The 19,699-nt window shown below is 58.3% G+C and carries 21 protein-coding genes; 11 read left to right on the forward strand and 10 right to left on the reverse strand.

All coding sequences use genetic code 11. The annotated features are described in order from the left end of the window. Positions 1-41: 41 nt before the first annotated feature. Positions 42-1,016 carry a PTS mannose transporter subunit IIAB gene (gene manX, locus RTM13_RS00855; RefSeq protein WP_312209363.1) on the reverse strand — a complete coding sequence of 325 codons (975 nt, stop codon included), beginning with the start codon at positions 1,014-1,016 and terminating at the stop codon, positions 42-44. Positions 1,017-1,317: 301 nt separating this feature from the next. Between manX and RTM13_RS20195 the strand changes: the two genes are divergently transcribed. Together RTM13_RS20195 and yoaE are read left to right on the forward strand one after the other, a co-directional pair. Beyond that, positions 1,318-1,455, forward strand: coding sequence for a protein YoaL (locus RTM13_RS20195; protein ID WP_409456019.1), 138 nt, complete (start codon positions 1,318-1,320; stop codon positions 1,453-1,455). Beyond that, positions 1,443-3,005: a CNNM family cation transport protein YoaE gene (gene yoaE, locus RTM13_RS00860; protein ID WP_312209364.1), complete on the forward strand. Its 1,563-nt coding sequence runs from the start codon at positions 1,443-1,445 to the stop codon at positions 3,003-3,005. Before RTM13_RS20195 ends, yoaE begins: the two co-directional genes overlap by 13 nt. A gap of 6 nt (positions 3,006-3,011) precedes the next feature. Here the strand turns inward: yoaE and RTM13_RS00865 are convergent, their stop codons facing one another. The 4 genes from RTM13_RS00865 to pabB all read right to left on the reverse strand — a co-directional run bounded on the left by RTM13_RS00865 (position 3,012) and on the right by pabB (position 8,232). After that, positions 3,012-4,610 carry a cyclic diguanylate phosphodiesterase gene (locus tag RTM13_RS00865; RefSeq protein WP_312209366.1) on the reverse strand — a complete coding sequence of 533 codons (1,599 nt, stop codon included), beginning with the start codon at positions 4,608-4,610 and terminating at the stop codon, positions 3,012-3,014. 132 nt (positions 4,611-4,742) lie between these two features. Further along, entirely contained in the window at positions 4,743-6,107 is a 1,365-nt protein-coding gene (gene sdaA / locus RTM13_RS00870) for an L-serine ammonia-lyase (protein WP_312209367.1), read from the reverse strand. Between the two features lie 184 nt (positions 6,108-6,291). Beyond that, entirely contained in the window at positions 6,292-6,870 is a 579-nt protein-coding gene (locus RTM13_RS00875; protein ID WP_312209368.1) for a CoA pyrophosphatase, read from the reverse strand. Between the two features lie 3 nt (positions 6,871-6,873). Next, a complete protein-coding gene (gene pabB / locus RTM13_RS00880) occupies positions 6,874-8,232 on the reverse strand; it encodes an aminodeoxychorismate synthase component 1 (RefSeq protein ID WP_312209370.1) in 1,359 nt (452 codons plus the stop codon). Between the two features lie 61 nt (positions 8,233-8,293). Between pabB and RTM13_RS00885 the strand changes: the two genes are divergently transcribed. Then, entirely contained in the window at positions 8,294-8,479 is a 186-nt protein-coding gene (locus RTM13_RS00885; RefSeq protein WP_312209371.1) for a YoaH family protein, read from the forward strand. 2 nt (positions 8,480-8,481) lie between these two features. On the opposite strand, the gene RTM13_RS00890 is transcribed toward RTM13_RS00885, so the two are convergent. Further along, positions 8,482-8,826 (reverse strand): RidA family protein, encoded by a 345-nt coding sequence (locus RTM13_RS00890; protein ID WP_312209372.1) that lies wholly within the window; start codon positions 8,824-8,826, stop codon positions 8,482-8,484. A 141-nt stretch (positions 8,827-8,967) separates the two neighbouring features. On the opposite strand from RTM13_RS00890, the gene RTM13_RS00895 reads away from it, so the two are divergent. The 5 genes from RTM13_RS00895 to rnd all read left to right on the forward strand — a co-directional run bounded on the left by RTM13_RS00895 (position 8,968) and on the right by rnd (position 15,385). Beyond that, positions 8,968-10,878 (forward strand): ATP-dependent DNA helicase, encoded by a 1,911-nt coding sequence (locus RTM13_RS00895; RefSeq protein ID WP_312210101.1) that lies wholly within the window; start codon positions 8,968-8,970, stop codon positions 10,876-10,878. A gap of 67 nt (positions 10,879-10,945) precedes the next feature. Beyond that, entirely contained in the window at positions 10,946-11,641 is a 696-nt protein-coding gene (gene tsaB, locus RTM13_RS00900; RefSeq protein WP_312209373.1) for a tRNA (adenosine(37)-N6)-threonylcarbamoyltransferase complex dimerization subunit type 1 TsaB, read from the forward strand. A gap of 86 nt (positions 11,642-11,727) precedes the next feature. Beyond that, on the forward strand, positions 11,728-12,297 hold the full coding sequence (locus tag RTM13_RS00905) for a Slp family lipoprotein (protein ID WP_312210102.1): 570 nt from the start codon (positions 11,728-11,730) through the stop codon (positions 12,295-12,297). Positions 12,298-12,501: 204 nt separating this feature from the next. Next, a complete protein-coding gene (fadD, locus tag RTM13_RS00910; protein ID WP_312210103.1) occupies positions 12,502-14,187 on the forward strand; it encodes a long-chain-fatty-acid--CoA ligase FadD in 1,686 nt (561 codons plus the stop codon). A 70-nt stretch (positions 14,188-14,257) separates the two neighbouring features. After that, positions 14,258-15,385 carry a ribonuclease D gene (gene rnd / locus RTM13_RS00915; RefSeq protein ID WP_312210105.1) on the forward strand — a complete coding sequence of 376 codons (1,128 nt, stop codon included), beginning with the start codon at positions 14,258-14,260 and terminating at the stop codon, positions 15,383-15,385. A 99-nt stretch (positions 15,386-15,484) separates the two neighbouring features. Here rnd and minE read toward each other — a convergent pair whose 3' ends face one another. From minE to minC, 3 genes are read right to left on the reverse strand one after another with little or no spacing between them, the layout of a single operon-like run. Then, positions 15,485-15,751 (reverse strand): cell division topological specificity factor MinE, encoded by a 267-nt coding sequence (minE, locus tag RTM13_RS00920; protein WP_042391279.1) that lies wholly within the window; start codon positions 15,749-15,751, stop codon positions 15,485-15,487. A 3-nt stretch (positions 15,752-15,754) separates the two neighbouring features. After that, a complete protein-coding gene (gene minD, locus RTM13_RS00925) occupies positions 15,755-16,567 on the reverse strand; it encodes a septum site-determining protein MinD (RefSeq protein WP_312209374.1) in 813 nt (270 codons plus the stop codon). A gap of 22 nt (positions 16,568-16,589) precedes the next feature. Next, positions 16,590-17,315, reverse strand: a complete 726-nt coding sequence (minC, locus tag RTM13_RS00930; protein WP_312209376.1) for a septum site-determining protein MinC — start codon at positions 17,313-17,315, stop codon at positions 16,590-16,592. Between the two features lie 122 nt (positions 17,316-17,437). Between minC and RTM13_RS00935 the strand changes: the two genes are divergently transcribed. The 3 genes from RTM13_RS00935 to RTM13_RS00945 all read left to right on the forward strand — a co-directional run bounded on the left by RTM13_RS00935 (position 17,438) and on the right by RTM13_RS00945 (position 19,161). Further along, entirely contained in the window at positions 17,438-17,722 is a 285-nt protein-coding gene (locus RTM13_RS00935; protein WP_312209378.1) for a YcgL domain-containing protein, read from the forward strand. Positions 17,723-17,777: 55 nt separating this feature from the next. Beyond that, complete coding sequence (locus RTM13_RS00940; RefSeq protein ID WP_312209379.1) at positions 17,778-18,437, forward strand: fumarylacetoacetate hydrolase family protein; 660 nt, start codon at positions 17,778-17,780, stop codon at positions 18,435-18,437. 283 nt (positions 18,438-18,720) lie between these two features. Next, positions 18,721-19,161, forward strand: a complete 441-nt coding sequence (locus tag RTM13_RS00945; protein ID WP_312209380.1) for a YcgN family cysteine cluster protein — start codon at positions 18,721-18,723, stop codon at positions 19,159-19,161. On the opposite strand, the gene dsbB is transcribed toward RTM13_RS00945, so the two are convergent. After that, the gene (gene dsbB, locus RTM13_RS00950; protein ID WP_312209382.1) at positions 19,158-19,688 is read right to left on the reverse strand and encodes a disulfide bond formation protein DsbB; all 531 of its coding nucleotides are present in this window, start codon (positions 19,686-19,688) and stop codon (positions 19,158-19,160) included. The two genes, RTM13_RS00945 and dsbB, sit on opposite strands and share 4 nt — an antisense overlap. Between the last annotated feature and the right edge of the window lie 11 nt (positions 19,689-19,699).

Consider the following 19,699-nt stretch of genomic DNA (forward strand, 5'->3'; position numbering starts at 1 on the left):
CAGATTTAAGTGTAAAAACAGCTTCGATCAGCGGGTGCCGGTTACTTTGCCACTTTGCTGATTAAATCCATCATTTTCAGGCGTTGATCGCTGGAAACTTTCCGCACTTCCAGCTCAATCCCCTGCGCGTTCAGCTTTTTAAACGCGGCAATATCCTGCTCATCCACCGATACCGCGTTGTTGACCTGCGTTTTGCCCTGACGGAAGGCCATACCGCCAATGTTGACCGAGGTGATCTTCACCCCCTCGTCGACAAGGCGTACCACGTCGGTCGGATTGGTAAACAGCAGCATCACGCGCTCGCCAGCGTATTTCGGGTTGTTGTAAACGCGGATCATCTTGGCGACGTCCACCACGTGGGCGGTAACGCCAGGAGGGGCGACCTGAGTCAGCAGCGTCTTGCGTACCGTGTCGGCGGCTACCTCATCGCTGACAACGATAATGCGGTGAACGTTGGTCTCTTTGGTCCAGCGGGTAGCCACCTGGCCGTGGATCAGGCGATCGTCGATACGCGCCAGGCCGATGGTCATATAGTCCTCTGGCCCCATCGGTTTTTGCGGTACGGCAGCCCTCGGTGCGGCGGCGGCAGGTGCGGCAACAGCCTGGGGCTTCTCTACCGGCTGCGCCTTCAGCGCCTTCACGCCTTCGCGGCCTGCCTCAACGGCGACGGCAACCAGATCGTCAAATGACGGGTCATCATCGCGGCCCATCAGGGTCTCGACCAGCATGGGAATGTTGACCCCGGCCACCACCTCATGGTGCTCTTTATCGACGACAATACGGCTGGCAGCGTTGAACGGGCTGCCGCCCCACGTATCGACGAGAAACAGCACGCCCTGGCCGGTGTCGAGTTTCGCCAGCTGCGCGTTATATTTTTCGATCAGCGTTTCGGCATTTTCACCCGGCACGAAATCGATCCAGCCTACGTTCTCCTGCTCGCCCAATAGCATTTCAGCTGTTTTAATCAGCTGCTCTGCAGCCCAGCCATGTGTGCCTATCACAATAGCAATGGTCACTTGCTACCTCCTTTATTATCGTGAATACATCCGTAGCAGATGCATTGTGAATCGTTACGTCATAGCGAATCGATTCAGAGAGGGGTAAGAAAAAATTCAGACTTCGCGAATTATTTTAGATAGTGAAAAAATAATTTATGTGATTCAGATCCGTAATTTAGCTTTCGTAATAAAAGAAATTTTGTTGCGCAAAATATCTTCGAAAATGCAAATTCAGGTAAATCTTTGCAAAATCGCAATTCCCTCTGTTATGTTTACTTTCTGTTTATAATCACTGGAGTAGAGGGCAGTTGCCCACCGTATGGACCGTCACCGACGTCAGTTTATCTTCAGGCCGCTTCGCGCCTGCTTAAACCCCCTATTTGCTGTCACCACGCCTGCACGCTGTAAGGCCCCGTTTTGTCATTCCCTTAGCAGGAGCCTGTCATGGAATTCTTAATGGATCCCTCAATCTGGGTGGGATTGTTGACGCTTGTCGTTCTCGAAATCGTTCTCGGTATCGATAACCTGGTGTTTATCGCCATTCTTGCCGACAAACTGCCACCGAAACAGCGTGATAAGGCCCGACTGATCGGCCTCTCCCTTGCGCTGGTCATGCGTCTGGCGCTGCTCTCCGTCATCTCCTGGATGGTGACGCTGACCCAGCCGCTCTTTTCGGTCATGGATTTCACCTTCTCCGGCCGCGATCTGATCATGCTGCTTGGGGGGATATTCTTACTCTTCAAGGCGACAACAGAGTTACATGAACGCCTGGAGAACCGCGAGCACGACAGCGGCCAGGGTAAGGGGTATGCCAGCTTCTGGGTGGTGGTGGTGCAGATCGTCATCCTCGATGCGGTCTTCTCCCTTGACGCGGTGATCACCGCCGTGGGGATGGTGAACCATCTGCCGGTAATGATGGCTGCGGTGGTGATCGCGATGGCGGTAATGCTGCTGGCCTCTAAGCCGTTGACGCGTTTTGTTAACCAGCATCCAACGGTGGTGGTGCTCTGTCTGAGCTTCCTGCTGATGATCGGTCTGAGCCTGGTAGCGGAAGGCTTTGGCTTCCATATACCGAAAGGCTATCTCTATGCGGCAATTGGCTTCTCGATCATCATTGAGTTCTTTAACCAGGTGGCGCGCCGTAACTTTATTCGCCACCAGTCCACGCTGCCGCTGCGGGCGCGTACCGCCGACGCCATTTTGCGTCTGATGGGCGGTCGCCGCCAGGCTGCGGTTCAGCACGAGCCGGATAATCAGTCTCCGGTTGCGGTGCCTGAAGGCGCGTTTGCGGATGAAGAGCGCTACATGATCAACGGCGTGCTGACCCTGGCCTCGCGCTCACTGCGCAGCATCATGACGCCACGCGGCGAGATCAGCTGGGTCGATGCCAACCTCGACGTTGACGCCATTCGCCAGCAGCTCCTCTCCTCTCCGCACAGTCTTTTCCCGGTGTGCCGGGGTGAGCTGGATGAGGTCATTGGTATCGTGCGTGCGAAGGAGCTGCTGGTGGCGCTGGAAGAGGGCGTTGACGTGGCGGCAATCGCTTCGGCTGCACCGGCTATCGTCGTACCGGAAACGTTGGATCCCATTAAGCTGCTGGCGGTTCTCCGCCGTGCACGGGGTAGCTTCGTGATGGTAACCAACGAGTTTGGCGTGGTGCAGGGACTGGTGACGCCGCTTGACGTGCTGGAAGCCATTGCCGGCGAGTTCCCGGATGCCGATGAGACGCCGGAAATTGTCACCGACGGCGACGGCTGGCTGGTAAAAGGCGCGACCGATCTTCACGCGCTTCAGCATGCGCTGGAGATAGATACCCTGGTGAACGATGAAGAGGATATCGCTACCGTCGCGGGGCTGGTCATTGCCATTAACGGTCATATTCCTAAGCCGGGCGAAGTGCTGCAGCTTGCACCATTAACCATCACCGTCGTCGAGGCGAATGACTACCGGGTCGATCTGGTACGGGTTGTTAAAGAGCAGCCGGTACAGGACGACGAAGAGGAGTAGCCTCGTTCAGCGTAGCGGCGTCATGGGCATTACATGCCCGCTATAGGTGGCTGGCGGCGGCGTACTGCCCGCCAGCCACTTTGGGAAATCTTTTAGCGGCATTGGCTTTGCGTAGAGAAATCCCTGAAATATCGTTACCCCGCGCTGGCGCAAACGCTGCGCCTGCAGCGGGGTCTCAACCCCCTCCGCAATCAGCTCAATCTTTAGCCGCTTACCCAGCGCGATAATAATATCCGTCACCGTCGAATTCACCGCATCGGTACCTACCGCCGTGGTATAGGACTTATCGATCTTCAGCACGTCGGGGCGCAGCTTCTCCAGCCAGGAGAGAGACGTGTTGCCAGTACCAAAGTCATCAATCGCCAGCTTAACCCCACGCCGATGCAGCGCCCGCACGATCCGGTAATCAATATCGGTGATCGCCTCCCGCTCGGTCAGCTCAATGGTGAGCTGCTGAACCGGCCGGGCGTGGAACCACAGCCGGTTAAGATCCTTCAGCAGCATGCCTTCGCGGAAGTGGCTGGCGGAGACGTTGATGCCGATATGGAACTGGCTGTTGGCCGGGAACAGCCCCAGCTGACGGTGGGTCTCTGCCAGTACGTAACGCGTCAGGGGGGCAATCAGATTTTGCTCCTCGGCAATGGGAATAAAGACGTCCGGAGAGATCCACCCCTGGCGCGGATTATTCCAGCGCAGCAGGATCTCTACCCCCTCACACTGGTGGGTACGGGCGTTGAGCAGCGGCTGGCAGAAAAGCTCAAACTCATGGGCTGCCATCCCGAGATTGATCTCCCATGAGAAGCTCATCCGGTTGGCGGTGACAATCCAGGCGATATAGCCCATCAGCAGGCTGATGATCACCGCCAGCGGCAGCTGGGAGGGAAGGTGGCGCAGCGCCAGCTCTCCCGCACCCGGCCCCCTGACGCTGACGGTAAAGGGGAACTGTTCCGAGCTTTGCTGGAAACGCGTCTCGCCGACCAGCGGCGGCAGGCTATCTACCACTCCGGCTCCGTAGATCAGGTGCCGATCGCCCACCGTTACGCTCGCACCCGTGATCAGCGGCTTTTGCGGCTCCAGCATCAGGCGGGTAAGCAGATCGATATTGATCACCTCCATCACCCCGTCCTGCCCGTTCTGCGTCAGCGGAAACCACTGGATGAGGATCGGGCTACCCTGCAGCAGAGAGTTATCGGTTGTAAGCAGCAGAAGCGGATGAGGCGTGGGGAGCGCGGGTTGAAGCTGATGAATGGGGACGTTACGATAGCCGAAAATACTGGAGCAGTAGAGGATGCCGTTCTTGATAAGGCCGATAGAGCGTACGGTTTGCATCGTCGCGGCCTGCTTTCGAAGCGCCAGGTGCGCCTCACCGCAGCCCATGCCTACCAGCGGCAGGAGCACCCCCCGGCCCTGAGCAAGAGGGATTAAAATCCGATCCAGCGAGGAGACCGCGTGGTTGGTAAAGGAGAGGATCCGCTGCTGGTTAGCATTTCGCTCGGAGATGTAGCGCGAGCCAAGGGTCAGAAAAAGGGTGAAGATGGCGACAACCACGCAGACGATGGCGCGCTTTCGGCGGTAGCTTCTTATAATATGCTGTGCTGTTTGCATATCCCGACGATCCCCAGGAGAGCCGTTGGCGAAAAAGCAAACGGCAACACAGCAAGTGTAGTGGGGAAAAAATAATCGGGAGAAAAAAGGGGAATAATTAGCCCTTTCGGGTGAAAGGGCTGATTTAACGTATTAGTCGCACTGAACCTTGATTGCCAGGCCGCCGCGGGAGGTTTCGCGGTATTTGGCATTCATATCCTTGCCGGTTTCATACATGGTTTCGATCACCTTATCCAGCGACACACGCGGCGCGCTGGTGCGGCGCATAGCCATGCGCGAAGCGTTGATGGCCTTCACCGAAGCGATGGCGTTACGCTCGATGCACGGCACCTGCACCTGGCCGGCAACCGGATCGCAGGTCAGACCCAGGTTATGCTCCATGCCGATCTCCGCTGCCACGCAGACCTGCTCCGGGCTGGCACCCATCAGCTCCGCAAGACCTGCTGCCGCCATAGAGCAGGCAACGCCCACTTCACCCTGACAGCCCACTTCCGCGCCGGAGATTGAGGCATTCATCTTGTAGAGGGTGCCGATGGCACCTGCCGCCAGGAAGTAGCGGGTGTAGATGTCTGGGGTAACCGGCTCGATAAAGTGATCGTAGTAGGCCAGCACCGCCGGGACGATCCCGCATGCGCCGTTGGTCGGGGCAGTTACCACGCGGCCACCGGCGGCGTTCTCTTCGTTTACCGCCAGCGCGAACATGTTAACCCAGTCCACGACCACCATCGGATCGCTGGAGTGCTTGTCGCTGGCGACCAGCAGGCGACGCAGGGCAGAGGCGCGACGGGGCACCCGCAGCGGGCCAGGCAGCACGCCTTCGGTGTTCATGCCGCGATCGATACAGGCCTGCATGGTCTGCCAGACGTGAGCAAAATAGTCGGCGATCTCCTCTTTGCTGTGCAGGGCCAGTTCGTTCTGCATCACCATGCCGGAGAGGGAGAGGCCGGTCTCTTTGCACCAGTTCAATATCGCCTGGGCAGAGTCGTAGGGGTAAGGGACGCTGATGGCCTGGGCGCTCTCTTTACCAAAGTGCTCTTCATCGACGATAAACCCGCCGCCGATAGAGTAGTAGGTTTTGCTGTAGATCTCTTTCTCACCCTGATACGCGTGGATCCGCATTGCGTTCTCATGCAGCGGCAGGTTGTCGCTCTGAAAACGCATGCCGTTATCGGCAGGGAAATCTACCTCGTGACGGCCCTGGGCCAGCAGCAGGCGGCCACGGGTTTCAACATCGCGAATGAACGCCGGAATGGCATCGATATCAACGGTCGCCGGCTCGTTACCCGCCAGGCCCATAATAATGGCGATATCGGTGTGGTGACCGCGACCGGTCAGCGACAGTGAACCATAAACGTCCACCGCCACACGGGTGACGCTCTCCAGCAATCCCTTTTCGACCAGGTCATCGACGAACTGTTTCCCGGCCTTCATTGGCCCAACAGTATGGGAAGATGAGGGGCCAATCCCCACCTTAAACATGTCGAATATACTAATCACGCTAACACTCCTGACAGGGTTGCCGGACCCTCCGGCAACGATGTAATAATTGCGCATAGTGTAAGAGGGAACCGCGGGATCGGTTTAACTATTCACATGAATTAAACTAATAGCCAACCTCTATTTTACTAATGCTAAGAGGCAGGTCACGCCCGGCAACACCGGGGCACTGTGTAAAGTATAGTCAGGGTTTCAGGCCAATCTGTAAGGCCAGCTCACGAATAATGCCTGCGGTCATGCCCCAGACAAAGTAATGCTGATACCAGGAGAGCCACACCCGGTGCGCATTGCCGCGTCGGTGAATATCCAGCGGGTGATAACGACCCAGGCGCAGGGCTTCCGCCAGCGGCATCTCAAACACTGCGGCGACCTCATCTTCACTGGCGTGGTAGTGCAGATCCGGCGGAATAATGCCCACTACCGGGGTGACCTGAAAGCCGGTCACGCTATCCACCGGCGGCAGGACGCCGATCACCTCTACCGCCTCGGGCGGGATGGCGACCTCTTCCTCGGCCTCGCGCAGGGCCGCGGCAATAATAGAAGCATCGCTGCTGTCCACGGCTCCGCCGGGAAAAGCGACCTGGCCTGCATGCTTACGCAGGCGCGTCGAGCGCTGGGTCAGCAGCAGTCCTGGCTGCTCGCGGCGCACCACCGGGATCAGCACCGCCGCCTGGCGGTTGTTCAGGCTTGCACCGCTGGCCTGCGGGCGTAAAAGTTGAAAGCGGGATAAAAAATCGTCCAGGGTCAGGTTAGTGCTCTCCACCCGTTATCTCTCCAGCTGTTGCAGAATACGATTAACTTTATCAAAGGTTTCCTGATATTCCGCTCCGGATTCGCTATCGGCAACAATACCACCCCCGGCGGAGCAGTAGAGCTGGCCGTTGCAGGCGCTCAGGGTGCGGATGGTGATGCTGGTGTCCATCGTGCCGCAGAGACTGATATAGCCGATGCTGCCGCACCAGGCGTTACGCCGCTGCGGCTCCAGCTCGTCAATAATCTGCATCGCCCGCACCTTGGGTGCGCCGGTGATCGAGCCGCCGGGGAAGGCGGCACGCAGCAGATCGCAGGCGTGCTGCGAGGCGGGCAGGCGGGCGGTGACGGTGCTGACCAGATGGTGTACGGCGGGAAACGGCTCCACCACAAACAGCTCCGGGACGCGCACCGAGCCGGGCACCGCAACGCGACCAATATCGTTGCGCATCAGATCCACGATCATCAGGTTCTCAGCGCGATCCTTCGGCGAGGCCGCCAGCTTTTCCGCCTGCTGACGATCGGCCACCGCGTCAGCCAGCCGGGGCAGGGTGCCTTTAATCGGTCGGGTCTGAATGCGATCTTCCTCCAGATGGATAAACCGCTCCGGCGACAGGCTCAGGATCGCCCCGCCGTCAAGGCGCAGAAAGGCGCTGAACGGCGCGCGGTTGCTGGCGTTGAGGCGGGTGAACGCCTGCCACTCATCACCCTGATAGGTAGCCTGAAAACGCTGGGCCAGGTTGACCTGATAGCAGTCGCCGCTCTGCAAATAGGCCTGCACCCGATTAAACTTATCGGCATACTCCGCCGGGCTCATATTGGCGCGCCAGCCAGAGGTAAGGCAAAAATTCTCGGCAGTGGGGCCCTGCTGCGCCTCCAGCCAGGCGAGGCGGGCGTTGACGTCGCCGTGGCTTAGCAGCGATACACATTTCTTATGGTGATCGACAATCAGCGCCCAGTCATACAGTCCTACCGCCATATCCGGCAGGGCGATATCGGCCTCTGCCAGCGTAGGCAGCGTTTCAAAGCGCCGACCGAGATCGTAGCCAAACAGCCCCAGCGCACCGCCCTGGAAGGGGAGATCGGGATTTACCTCAACAGGTAGCCCCAGCGACGTCAGCGCCTGCTGAAGCAGGGCTAGCGGATCGGCTGTGGACACCTCCGTGCCCTCCAGCGTCACCCGCGTGGTCTCACCGCGGGTCACCAGCGTGCCCAGCGGATCGGCGACCAGAATATCGAAGCGGCTGTAGGGGTGATCGGCATGGCCTGAGTGCAACAGCATCGCCCACGGCAGGTGGCTCAGATGGGCAAACCAGAACTCAGCGGCGTCGTGACGCCACGGCAGGGTAATAACGGTAGGGGAAAACGTGTTCATGTGTGGCAAACAACCAGGCAGCGTGAAATAATTAGCGCTGATAATCTAGCAGGAGTTAACGATGTTTGCAGGTTTACCTTCGCTCAGTCATGAGCAACAGCAGCAGGCGGTAGAGCGTATCCAGCAGCTTATGTCCGAAGGGATGAGCAGCGGGCAGGCGATCGCGGTGGTCGCCGAAGAGCTGCGTGCCAGCCATACCGGGGAGCGGATCGTGGCACGCTTTGAAGATGAGGATGATGAGGAGTAACCCTAGACCGCGGCGATAATTTTAATTTCGACCCGGTACTGCGGGTTCATCAGCGTCGCCTGTACGGTGCAACGTACCGGCGCATGGCCTGCCACCACCCACGCATCCCAGGCGCGGTTCATCGCGGCAAAGTCGCTGGCGTCGGCCAGAAAAATCGTGGCATCCAGAATGCGCGTCTTGTCGCTGCCCTGTTTCGCCAGCACGGCGTCAATCTGCGCCAGGGTGTTGGCGGTCTGGGACTCGGCGTCGGCTTCAAGATTCTCCGGTACGCCGGTGTAGTACAGCGTCTGGTTGTGGATCACCGCATCTGACCAGCGGGCCTCGGCGTCAATACGTTTAATCGTCACTTTTCACTCCTTTATGGCTGTTTTCCTGCGCCAAGACTGCCACAGGGTGGCGATCCTGTCACGACTTCGGCTAGCTAAAAATTCCCGCGCCTGACATAATCACTGGCGATATAACCAGGGGGCGGCGTGGCAGAGAACAGTATAACGGACGATTTTGCAACAGACGGGCAGTTAGCGAAAGCGATACCGGGGTTTAAACCGCGTGAGCCGCAGCGGCAGATGGCCCAGGCGGTGAGCGCCGCCATTGCTAATACGCAGCCGCTGGTGGTAGAGGCCGGAACGGGTACGGGTAAAACCTACGCCTATCTGGCTCCGGCCCTGCGCGCCGGGAAGAAGGTCATCATCTCTACCGGCTCGAAAGCGTTGCAGGATCAGCTCTACAGCCGCGATCTGCCTACCGTCTCCCGTGCGCTGGAATACACCGGCCGCCTGGCGCTGCTGAAGGGGCGCTCCAACTATCTCTGCATCGAACGCCTTGAGCAGCAGGCCCTTGCCGGAGGCGATCTGCCGGTGCAGATCCTCAGCGACGTGATCCTGTTGCGGTCGTGGTCGAGCCAGACGCTGGACGGCGACATCAGCACCTGTGCCAGCGTGGCGGAGGACTCCCAGGCCTGGCCGCTGGTGACCAGCACCAACGATAACTGCCTCGGTAGCGACTGCCCGATGTATAAAGATTGCTTCGTGGTTAAGGCGCGCAAAAAGGCGATGGATGCCGACGTGGTGGTGGTTAACCACCATCTCTTTCTCGCTGACATGGTGGTGAAAGACAGCGGCTTTGGCGAGCTGATCCCCGAGGCCGACGTGATGATCTTCGACGAAGCGCATCAGTTGCCGGACATCGCCAGCCAGTATTTTGGCCAGTCGCTCTCCAGCCGTCAGCTGCTGGATCTGGCGAAGGATTTCACCATTGCCTACCGCACCGAGCTGAAAGATACCCAGCAGCTGCAGAAGTGTGCAGATCGCCTGGCGCAGAGCGCGCAGGATTTCCGACTCCAGCTGGGCGAACCGGGCTATCGCGGTAACCTGCGCGAGCTGCTGGCGGACAGCCACGTCCAGCGTGCGCTGCTGCTGCTCGATGATGCCTTAGAGCTGTGCTACGACGTAGCGAAGCTCTCGCTCGGCCGTTCGGGACTGCTCGACGCGGCCTTTGAACGGGCTACCCTCTATCGCACACGTCTCAAACGCCTGAAAGAGATCAACCAGCCGGGCTTTAGCTACTGGTACGAGTGCACCTCCCGCCACTTCACTCTGGCTCTGACGCCGCTCACCGTAGCGGAGAAGTTCAAAGAGGTGATGGCCCAGAAGCCGGGAAGCTGGATCTTTACTTCGGCCACGCTCTCAGTGAACGATGAACTGCACCATTTCACCTCCCGGCTGGGGATTGAAGAGGCGGAGTCAATGCTGCTGCCCAGCCCCTTTGACTATGCCCGCCAGGCACTGCTCTGCGTGCCGCGCAATCTGCCACAGGCCAACCAGCCCGGCGCGGCGCGCCAGCTGGCCGCCATGCTGAGGCCAATGATCGAGGCCAACAACGGCCGCTGCTTTATGCTCTGCACCTCCCACGCCATGATGCGCGATCTGGCGGAACAGTTCCGCGCCACCCTGTCGCTGCCGGTGCTGTTGCAGGGAGAGACCAGCAAAGGCCAGCTGTTACAGCAGTTTGTCACTGCCGGCAACGCCCTGCTGGTAGCGACCAGCAGCTTCTGGGAGGGGGTAGACGTGCGCGGGGATACCCTGTCGCTGGTGATCATCGACAAGCTGCCCTTTACCTCACCGGACGATCCGCTGCTGAAGGCGCGGATGGAAGATTGCCGCCTGCGTGGGGGCGATCCCTTTGACGATGTCCAGCTGCCGGACGCGGTGATCACCCTCAAGCAGGGGGTCGGCCGCCTGATCCGCGACATCGACGATCGCGGTGTGCTGGTGATCTGTGATAACCGGCTGGTGATGCGCCCCTATGGCGCCACCTTCCTCGCCAGTTTGCCGCCGACGCCGCGCACCCGGGACATCGCCCGCGCGGTGAGATTCCTGGCCAGGACCTCCACGCAGTAATTTGCCGCAGAGTGTGCTAAGATGCGCGCCATTTTATTGAATCAACACCCCGAGAGCGCGAAGACCGATGCGAATTCTGGCTATTGATACCGCCACAGAGGCCTGTTCCGTTGCCCTGTGGAATGACGGTACAACCTCTGCCCACTTTGAACTCTGCCCAAGAGAACATACCCAACGTATTTTGCCCCTCGTTCAGCAGACGCTGAACGAAAGCGGCGTCACCCTTGCTGAACTCGACGCCCTGGCCTTTGGCCGTGGGCCGGGCAGCTTTACCGGCGTGCGGATTGGCATCGGTATTGCTCAGGGCCTGGCGCTGGGTGCCGGGCTGCCGATGATCGGCGTCTCGACGCTGGCTACCATGGCGCAGGGGGCATGGCGTAAAACCGGTGCAACGCGCGTGCTGGCCGCCATCGACGCCCGGATGGGTGAAGTCTACTGGGCTGAGTACCATCGCGATGAGCAGGGCGTCTGGCATGGCGAAGAGAGTGAGGCGGTGCTGAAGCCGGAAGCGGTCAGCGAACGCCTGTCCCAGCTCAGCGGTGCCTGGGCCACGGTAGGCACCGGCTGGCCAGCGTGGCCGGAACTTGGCAAAGAGTGCGGTCTGACGCTAAGCGACGGCGGCATCCTGCTCCCCGCTGCCGAAGATATGCTCCCGCTTGCCTGCCAGCTCTTTGCCCAGCATCGCACCGTCGCCGTGGAGCATGCGGAGCCGGTTTATTTGCGCAACGAGGTGGCCTGGAAGAAACTTCCGGGCAGAAAATGAATCTCAGCTATATACATAACGTAATAATGTAAATAGCAGGAAGGTGGTAAGTGAAGGTATCCCAAACGGTGGGTCAAAGCAGGTCCATGCGCTGGCTGCTGGCAGGCTTAGCCGCCTTAGCGCTGAGCGGCTGCGTCTCGGTGCCTGACGCGATTAAGGGCAGCAGCCCGACGCCGCAGCAGGATCTGGTTCGGGTGATGAATGCCCCTGAACTGTACGTCGGTCAGGAGGCGCGCTTCGGCGGTAAGGTCATCGGTATGGAGAACAAGCAGGGACAAACGCGGCTGGAGATCGCTTCGGTACCGTTGGACAGCGGTGCTCGGCCCGTTCTCGGCGAAGCGTCCCGCGGGCGTATCTACGCCGACGTGAACGGCTTCCTCGATCCGGTGGACTTCCGCAACCAGTACGTGACCGTGGTCGGCACCATTAGCGGCGTTGAACAGGGTAAAGTCGGCGAGACCCCCTATAAATTTATGGTCATGAAGGTGAGCGGCTATAAACGCTGGCATCTGCAGCAGCAGGTGATGCTGCCGCCGCAGCCGATCGATCCGTGGTACTGGGGGCCGGGGCCGAATCCCTGGCGTTACGGTGGCTACGGCGGTTACGGCTGGTACAACTCCGGTCCGGCACCCGTGCATACCATCGTAACAGAGTAACTCTCTGTTATTTAAGGGAAGAGACAGCGGACTATCCGCTGTCTCTTCGTTTTCAGGACCATAACAAGAATAAAAGAGTGACGCGCTTCGCAACCTGTGAATCGGCCAATTAATAAACTGGTACAATGAGTTAATATAATGTTAACGGCATGTTTATTAAGCGGAGTTGCGATGACGACGAATTTTCATTTCAGAGGTGACGCATTGAAGAAGGTTTGGCTTAACCGTTATCCCGCCGACGTGCCAGCGGACATCAACCCCGATCGCTATCAATCCCTTGTGGAACTCTTCGAAACTGCCACGGTGCGCTACGCGGACCAGCCGGCGTTTATCAACATGGGCGAGACCATGACCTTCCGCAAGCTGGAGGAGCGCAGCCGGGCCTTTGCCGCCTGGCTCCAGCAGGGGCTGGGGTTAAAGAAGGGCGATCGCGTGGCGCTGATGATGCCCAACCTGCTGCAGTATCCGGTAGCGCTGTTTGGTATTTTGCGCGCGGGCATGGTAGTGGTGAACGTTAACCCCCTCTATACTCCTCGCGAGCTGGAGCATCAGCTCAACGACAGCGGCGCGGCGGCCATCGTCATCGTCTCTAACTTTGCCCACACCCTTGAAAAGGTGGTGAGTAAAACCCAGGTACAGCACGTCATTTTAACCCGCATGGGGGATCAGCTCTCTCCGGCGAAGGGGACGCTGGTCAACTTTGTGGTTAAGTACGTGAAGCGGCTGGTACCTAAATACCATCTGCCGGACGCCATCTCGTTTCGCCAGGCGCTGCACAACGGCTACCGGATGCAGTACGTCAAGCCGGAGGTTGTGGCGGAAGACCTCGCTTTTCTGCAATACACCGGCGGCACCACCGGCGTCGCCAAAGGGGCGATGCTGACCCACCGTAACATGCTGGCTAACCTTGAGCAGGTGAATGCCACCTACGGGCCGCTGCTGCATCGGGGTAAGGAGCTGGTGGTCACCGCGCTGCCGCTGTATCACATTTTTGCTCTGACCATGAACTGCCTGCTGTTTATCGAGCTGGGTGGCCAAAACCTGCTGATCACCAACCCGCGCGATATTCCGGGCCTGGTGAAGGAGCTGTCTAAATACCCGTTTACCACCATGACCGGGGTCAACACGCTCTTTAACGCGCTGCTGAACAACAAAGAGTTCCAGCAGCTCGACTTCTCAACCCTGCATCTCTCCGCAGGCGGCGGGATGCCTGTTCAGCAGGCAGTAGCTGAGCGCTGGGTGAAGCTTACCGGGCAGTATCTGCTGGAGGGCTATGGCCTGACCGAGTGCTCTCCGCTGGTCAGCGTTAATCCGCACGATATCGACTACCACAGCGGCAGCATCGGTCTGCCGGTGCCCTCTACCGAGGTGAAGCTGGTGGATGACGAGGGCAGGGAGGTGCCGCACGGTGAGCCGGGCGAACTGTGCGTCAGAGGGCCACAGGTGATGCTTGGCTACTGGCAACGTCCGGATGCGACTGACGAGATCATCAAGGACGGCTGGCTGATGACCGGGGATATCGCGGTGATGGATGACGAGGGCTTCCTGCGCATTGTCGACCGCAAGAAGGATATGATCCTCGTCTCCGGCTTTAACGTCTACCCTAACGAGATCGAAGACGTGGTGATGCAGCACCCTGGCGTACAGGAGGTGGCAGCCGTTGGCGTGCCGTCCAGCAGCAGTGGTGAAAAGGTCAAAATCTTTGTCGTGAAGAAGGATCCCGCCCTCAGCGAAGAGGCGCTGATCACCTTCTGCCGCCGTCAGCTTACCGGCTATAAGGTACCGAAGCTGGTGGAGTTTCGTGAGGAGCTGCCGAAATCCAACGTTGGCAAAATTTTACGGCGAGAATTACGTGACGAAGCGCGCGGCAAAGTAGACAATAAGGTCTAAGCTTCGAGTGAGTCGCCCAACGCCGGTTAGCCCGGCGTTTTTTATGGGCGCAAACCAAAGAGAGTATGATTTGAACTACCAGATGATCACCACCAATGACGCGCTGGCGGCCATGAGCGAGGCGGCGCGTGCGTTTCCGGCTCTTGCCATTGATACCGAGTTTGTCCGCACCCGCACCTACTATCCGCAGCTGGGCCTGATCCAGGTCTACGACGGCCAGCAGGTTTCGCTGATCGATCCGCTGGAGATCACCGACTGGACACCGTTCCGCGAGCTGATGATGGATCGCGCGGTCACCAAGTTCCTCCACGCCGGCAGTGAAGATCTGGAAGTTTTCCTCAACGTATTTGGCGAGCTGCCGCAGCCGCTAATCGATACCCAGATCCTTGCCGCCTTCAGCGGTCGCCCGCTCTCCTGGGGCTTCGCCTCTATGGTGGAGGAGTACACAGGTCTGGCACTGGATAAAAGTGAGTCGCGCACCGACTGGCTGGCGCGCCCCCTGACCGAGCGGCAGTGCGACTACGCGGCGGCCGACGTCTGGTATCTGCTGCCTATCGCCCACAAGCTAATGGCGGAGACTGAGACCGCAGGCTGGCTGCCGGCCGCGCTGGATGAGTGCCGTCTGATGCAGCTGCGCCGTCAGGAGGTGTTGGCCCCGGAAGAGGCGTGGCGCGAGATTAGCAACGCCTGGCAGCTGCGCACCCGCCAGCTGGCCTGCCTGCAGCTGCTGGCGGCGTGGCGTCTGCGTAAGGCCCGCGAGCGCGATCTGGCTGTCAATTTTGTGGTGCGGGAAGAGAACCTGTGGGCGGTAGCGCGCTATATGCCGGGCAGCCTCGGGGAGCTGGACAGTATCGGACTCTCCGGGAGTGAGATCCGCTTCCATGGTAAAACCCTGCTGGCGATGGTTGCCCAGGCTCAGGCTTTGCCGGAAGAGTCGCTGCCGGAGCCGCTGTTGAACCTGCTGGATATGCCGGGCTATCGCCGTGCCTTTAAGGCCATTAAGGCGCTGGTGCAGGAGGTGAGCGTAGCGAAAGGGGTGAGCACCGAACTGCTGGCCTCGCGTCGGCAAATAAATCAGCTGCTTAACTGGCACTGGAATATTAAGCCTTTTGCCACCCTGCCGGAATTAATCTCCGGCTGGCGCGGTGAATTAATGGCCGCGAGCCTGCAAGCCCTGCTGCTGGAATTTCCCCGCTAGCGAAAATGGCCACTGTAAATAAACCCAGTAGCCAGGCATAAATAAAAAAGGCAGCGCTTCATGCGCTGCCTTTTTAATGAAGGAGATAACGATAAAACGTTATTTCGTCTCTTCGGCTTCCGGCAGGGTAACGTTCAGCTCGAGAATGGAGATATCGCCATCTTTTTGCTCCAGCTGTACCGTCACCATTTCCGGATCGATCTGCACATACTTACAAATCACTTCCAGAATATCTTTGCGCAGCTGCGGCAAATAGTGTGGTTCAGCATCGCTACGGCGGCGCTCGGCCACGATAATCTGCAGACGTTCTTTCGCTATGTTAGCGGTGCTCTTCTTTCGTGAGAGAAAAAAGTCAAGTAATGCCATAATTTATCCTCCGAACAGGCGTTTGAGGAAACCTTTCTTCTCTTCTTCGATGAAGCGGAAAGGGCGTTCTTCTCCCAGCAGACGTTCAACGGTATCAGCATACGCTTTACCGGCATCTGATGTCGCGTCCAGGATCACAGGTTCGCCCTGGTTAGAGGCGCGCAGCACGGACTGATCTTCCGGGATAACCCCGACCAGCTTGATGCGCAGGATCTCCAGCACATCCTCCATGCTCAGCATATCGCCTTTGCTGACGCGGCCCGGGTTGTAGCGCGTCAGCAGCAGGTGCTCTTTGATCGGCTCGTGACCGTTCTCGGCGCGACGCGATTTGGACGACAGAATGCCCAGAATGCGGTCCGAGTCGCGTACTGAGGAGACCTCTGGGTTAGTGGTAATGACGGCTTCATCGGCGAAGTAGAGCGCCATCAGCGCACCGGTTTCGATCCCGGCCGGGGAGTCGCAGACGATGAAATCAAAATCCATCTTCTTCAGCTCGTCGAGCACTTTCTCGACGCCTTCACGGGTCAGCGCGTCTTTGTCACGCGTCTGGGAAGCGGGAAGAATGTAGAGACTCTCCGTGCGCTTATCTCTGATTAGCGCCTGGTTTAACGTCGCATCGCCCTGAATAACGTTAACGAAATCATAGACAACCCGGCGTTCACAACCCATGATCAGGTCGAGGTTACGCAGGCCGATATCGAAGTCGATAACGACGGTTTTCTTTCCCTTCTGGGCCAAACCAGTCGCGATGGCCGCGCTGGAGGTCGTCTTACCGACACCCCCTTTACCCGAAGTAACAACAATAATGCGTGCCATAGGAGTTCCTTGTTATAAGGGCTTAATTCAATGGTTGAACAGTCAAAGCGTTATCCGCGAGGAGCAGGCGTGCCGCTTTGCCATAATATTCGGCCGGGATTTGATCGCTCAGCCAGTATTCTCCCGCGATTGAGACCAGCTCCGCGGTGAGATGTGTGCAAAAAATTTGTGCTTCCCTGTCGCCGCTGGCTCCCGCCAGCGCCCGTCCACGCATCATGCCATAGATATGGATGTTGCCATCGGCGATCAGCTCTGCGCCCGCGCTGACGTGGCTGGTGACGATCAGATCGCAGCCCGGGGCATAGATTCTCTGTCCGGAACGAACCGGAACATCAATTAAGCGTGTTTTTGTGATCGGCGCGACGACGGGCTCTTCAACAATTCGTGGTGCAGGAACAGGCGTTGCAGGAACCGGCGCGGCCGGCTGCTGGCGTGCTTTCTCTTTGCCTTCAGTAAGCAGCGGTAGCCCGGCGCGGTCAATCTCAGCCTTCAGCTCGGCCTCTTTACAGCCGCTGACGCCGACAATGCGCAAACCGGTGCTGACGATTGCTTTTTGCAAAGCAGGCCAGTTTACCGCCTCTTCCAGCGCGGAAATGTTAATAACAACGGGAGCATGCTGTAAAAAAGCGGGAGCCTGTGCGATTTTGTCTTCTAAGGCCTGACGAATAACCTCGGGTTTCGCATCATGCAAATGAACCACTGATAAGGTAAAACTACTGCCTTTAAGCTCGATGGGCGTGTTTGACATCCTGACCTTACTCATTTAGCTATTATCCCCCGCGCACGGGGTGATATTCCGAAGACTCTCAGGCATGTTATAGTCCCCGCTATATTGAGGCAAGACACCTCCCGTTAATTAAGAGTAAAAGTATGTTTTGTGTGATCTACCGAAGTGCTAAGCGTGAACAGACCTATTTGTATATCGAGAAAAAGGATGATTTTTCTCGCGTGCCTGAAGCATTGATGAAAAGTTTTGGCCAGCCGGTGATGACGATGCTGCTGCCGCTCGACGGACGCAAACAGTTAGCCAACGCCGATTTGCAGAAGGTTAAAGAGGCGCTACAGGAGCAGGGCTATTACCTGCAGATGCCGCCGCCGCAGGAGGATCTCCTTAAGCAGCACTTACAGAGCAGCGGGAAGATTGACAAATCCTGAGACGGCGGTGATAGTCAAATTTCACTCGCGTTCAATGAGTTACTCAGGGGGTAACATGTATCAGCATCATAACTGGCAGGGTGCGCTGTTAGATTTTCCCGTCAGTAAGGTTGTGTGCGTTGGCAGTAACTATGCGAAGCATATTCAGGAGATGGGCAGCGCCACGCCGGAAGAGCCGGTGCTGTTTATCAAGCCTGAAACCGCGCTCTGCGATCTGCGTCAGCCGCTGGCCCTGCCGCAAGGGTTAGGGTCGGTGCACCACGAGGTTGAGCTGGCGGTGCTGATTGGCTCCACGCTGCGCCAGGCGTCGGAAGAGCATGTCCAGCAGGCGATTGCCGGTTATGGCGTCGCCCTGGATCTCACCCTGCGCGATATCCAGGGCAAAATGAAGAAGGCCGGGCAACCGTGGGAGAAAGCGAAAGGCTTTGATAATTCCTGCCCGATCTCCGGCTTCATTCCGGCGGCCGAGTTCCAGAGCGATCCGCAGGCTACCCCGCTGGGTCTGAAGATCAACGGCGAGATGCGCCAGCAGGGTACCACGGCAGATATGATCCACAAGATCGTGCCGCTGATTGCCTACATGAGCCGCTACTTCACCCTGCGCGCCGGGGACGTTATTCTCACCGGTACGCCAGAGGGCGTCGGCCCGCTGCACAGCGGCGACGAGCTGGAAGTGAGCTTTAACGGCCAGTCCCTTACCACCCGCGTGTTGTAAACCCTTTCCTCATGAACTCATGCCGGGCAGGGCTGATGCAGCGCCCGGCTAACGAATTAGCATTGTGCACTTTTTGTAGGCCCGGTAAGCGTAGCGCCACCGGGCGTAACCATGTTGACGCTGTAATGCCGGGCGGCACTGCGTTTGCCCGGCCTACGGTGAGTAAGGTGCAGTTTGTCGGCCCGTTCCTGTTCTGCGATTTTTTTAATTCCGGCGGCAAAACTTGCATCAATGTGCCAGAGTGGTTATAAGGTGCAGCTGAAATTTCACGGCGGACTTCCTTATGAGCGATACACCTTTCTGGCAGAGTAAAACCCTTGAGCAAATGACCGATGCCGAGTGGGAGTCGCTGTGCGACGGCTGCGGGCAGTGTTGCCTGCACAAGTTACAGGATGAGGACACCGACGAGATCTACTTCACCAACGTCGCCTGCCGTCAGCTTAATATCAAAACCTGCCAGTGCCGCAACTATGAGCGGCGCTTCGAGTATGAACCGGATTGCATCAAGCTGACGCGGGAGAACCTGCCGACCTTTGAATGGTTGCCGCCGACCTGTGCCTATCGTCTGCTGGCGGAGGGGAAAGCGCTACCGATCTGGCATCCGCTGCGTAGTGGCTCAAAAGCGGCGATGCACGCCGAGCGTATCTCGGTCCGCCACATTGCGGTGACGGAGTCCGAGGTACGCGACTGGGAGGATCACATCCTCAACAAGCCCGGCGCTTAACGACCAAAGAGATCGCGTTTTTTCGGTTTGAACGCCTGGGCAATCAGCACAAGGATGGCCACCGCAAAGTAGGCGATGAAGATCCCTACCAGCCACTGCGGCATCTCCAGGGTCAGAAAGGACCACTGACGCTCGGCGCAGTCGCCGGAAGCAACAAACACCTGCGGCAGCCACTTGTCCAGCGGCAGCCAGCTCGGGAAACGGGCGGCGAAGTCGCAGGTCATAAACGGATTGGGGTGCAGCTGGATCATCGTATGCTCCCATGCCAGCTGGATGCCGCGCCAGGCGCTGTAGAGCCAGATAGCAATGGCGACGTAGCGCAGCGGCGTTTTCGGCGCGATAGCCCCCACCAGCCCCGCACCCATCACTCCAAACAGCGCGCAGCGCTCATAAATACATAAAACACACGGCTTAAGCAGCACCACGTGCTGGAACCATAACGCCACCAGCTCAAGTGCAAACGCAGTCAGAGCCATGAGTAGCCAGGCCCCACGCCCATGCGAGCACTTGTTTAAAAATCGCAACATAATCATTTCCC

Source organism: Pseudescherichia sp., from assembly GCF_031979925.1.
GTDB lineage: Bacteria > Pseudomonadota > Gammaproteobacteria > Enterobacterales > Enterobacteriaceae > Pseudescherichia.

Coding starts and splice junctions, on each gene's coding strand:
- pabB (WP_312209370.1), bottom strand. CDS start 8,232: ATGAACACGTTTTCCCCTACCGTTATTACCCTGCCGTGGCGTCACGAC.
- dsbB (WP_312209382.1), bottom strand. CDS start 19,688: ATGTTGCGATTTTTAAACAAGTGCTCGCATGGGCGTGGGGCCTGGCTA.
- RTM13_RS00885 (WP_312209371.1), top strand. CDS start 8,294: ATGTTTGCAGGTTTACCTTCGCTCAGTCATGAGCAACAGCAGCAGGCG.
- RTM13_RS00865 (WP_312209366.1), bottom strand. CDS start 4,610: ATGCAAACAGCACAGCATATTATAAGAAGCTACCGCCGAAAGCGCGCC.
- RTM13_RS00940 (WP_312209379.1), top strand. CDS start 17,778: ATGTATCAGCATCATAACTGGCAGGGTGCGCTGTTAGATTTTCCCGTC.
- RTM13_RS00945 (WP_312209380.1), top strand. CDS start 18,721: ATGAGCGATACACCTTTCTGGCAGAGTAAAACCCTTGAGCAAATGACC.
- yoaE (WP_312209364.1), top strand. CDS start 1,443: ATGGAATTCTTAATGGATCCCTCAATCTGGGTGGGATTGTTGACGCTT.
- RTM13_RS00905 (WP_312210102.1), top strand. CDS start 11,728: ATGCGCTGGCTGCTGGCAGGCTTAGCCGCCTTAGCGCTGAGCGGCTGC.
- minC (WP_312209376.1), bottom strand. CDS start 17,315: ATGTCAAACACGCCCATCGAGCTTAAAGGCAGTAGTTTTACCTTATCA.
- minD (WP_312209374.1), bottom strand. CDS start 16,567: ATGGCACGCATTATTGTTGTTACTTCGGGTAAAGGGGGTGTCGGTAAG.
- RTM13_RS20195 (WP_409456019.1), top strand. CDS start 1,318: ATGGACCGTCACCGACGTCAGTTTATCTTCAGGCCGCTTCGCGCCTGC.
- RTM13_RS00935 (WP_312209378.1), top strand. CDS start 17,438: ATGTTTTGTGTGATCTACCGAAGTGCTAAGCGTGAACAGACCTATTTG.
- tsaB (WP_312209373.1), top strand. CDS start 10,946: ATGCGAATTCTGGCTATTGATACCGCCACAGAGGCCTGTTCCGTTGCC.
- minE (WP_042391279.1), bottom strand. CDS start 15,751: ATGGCATTACTTGACTTTTTTCTCTCACGAAAGAAGAGCACCGCTAAC.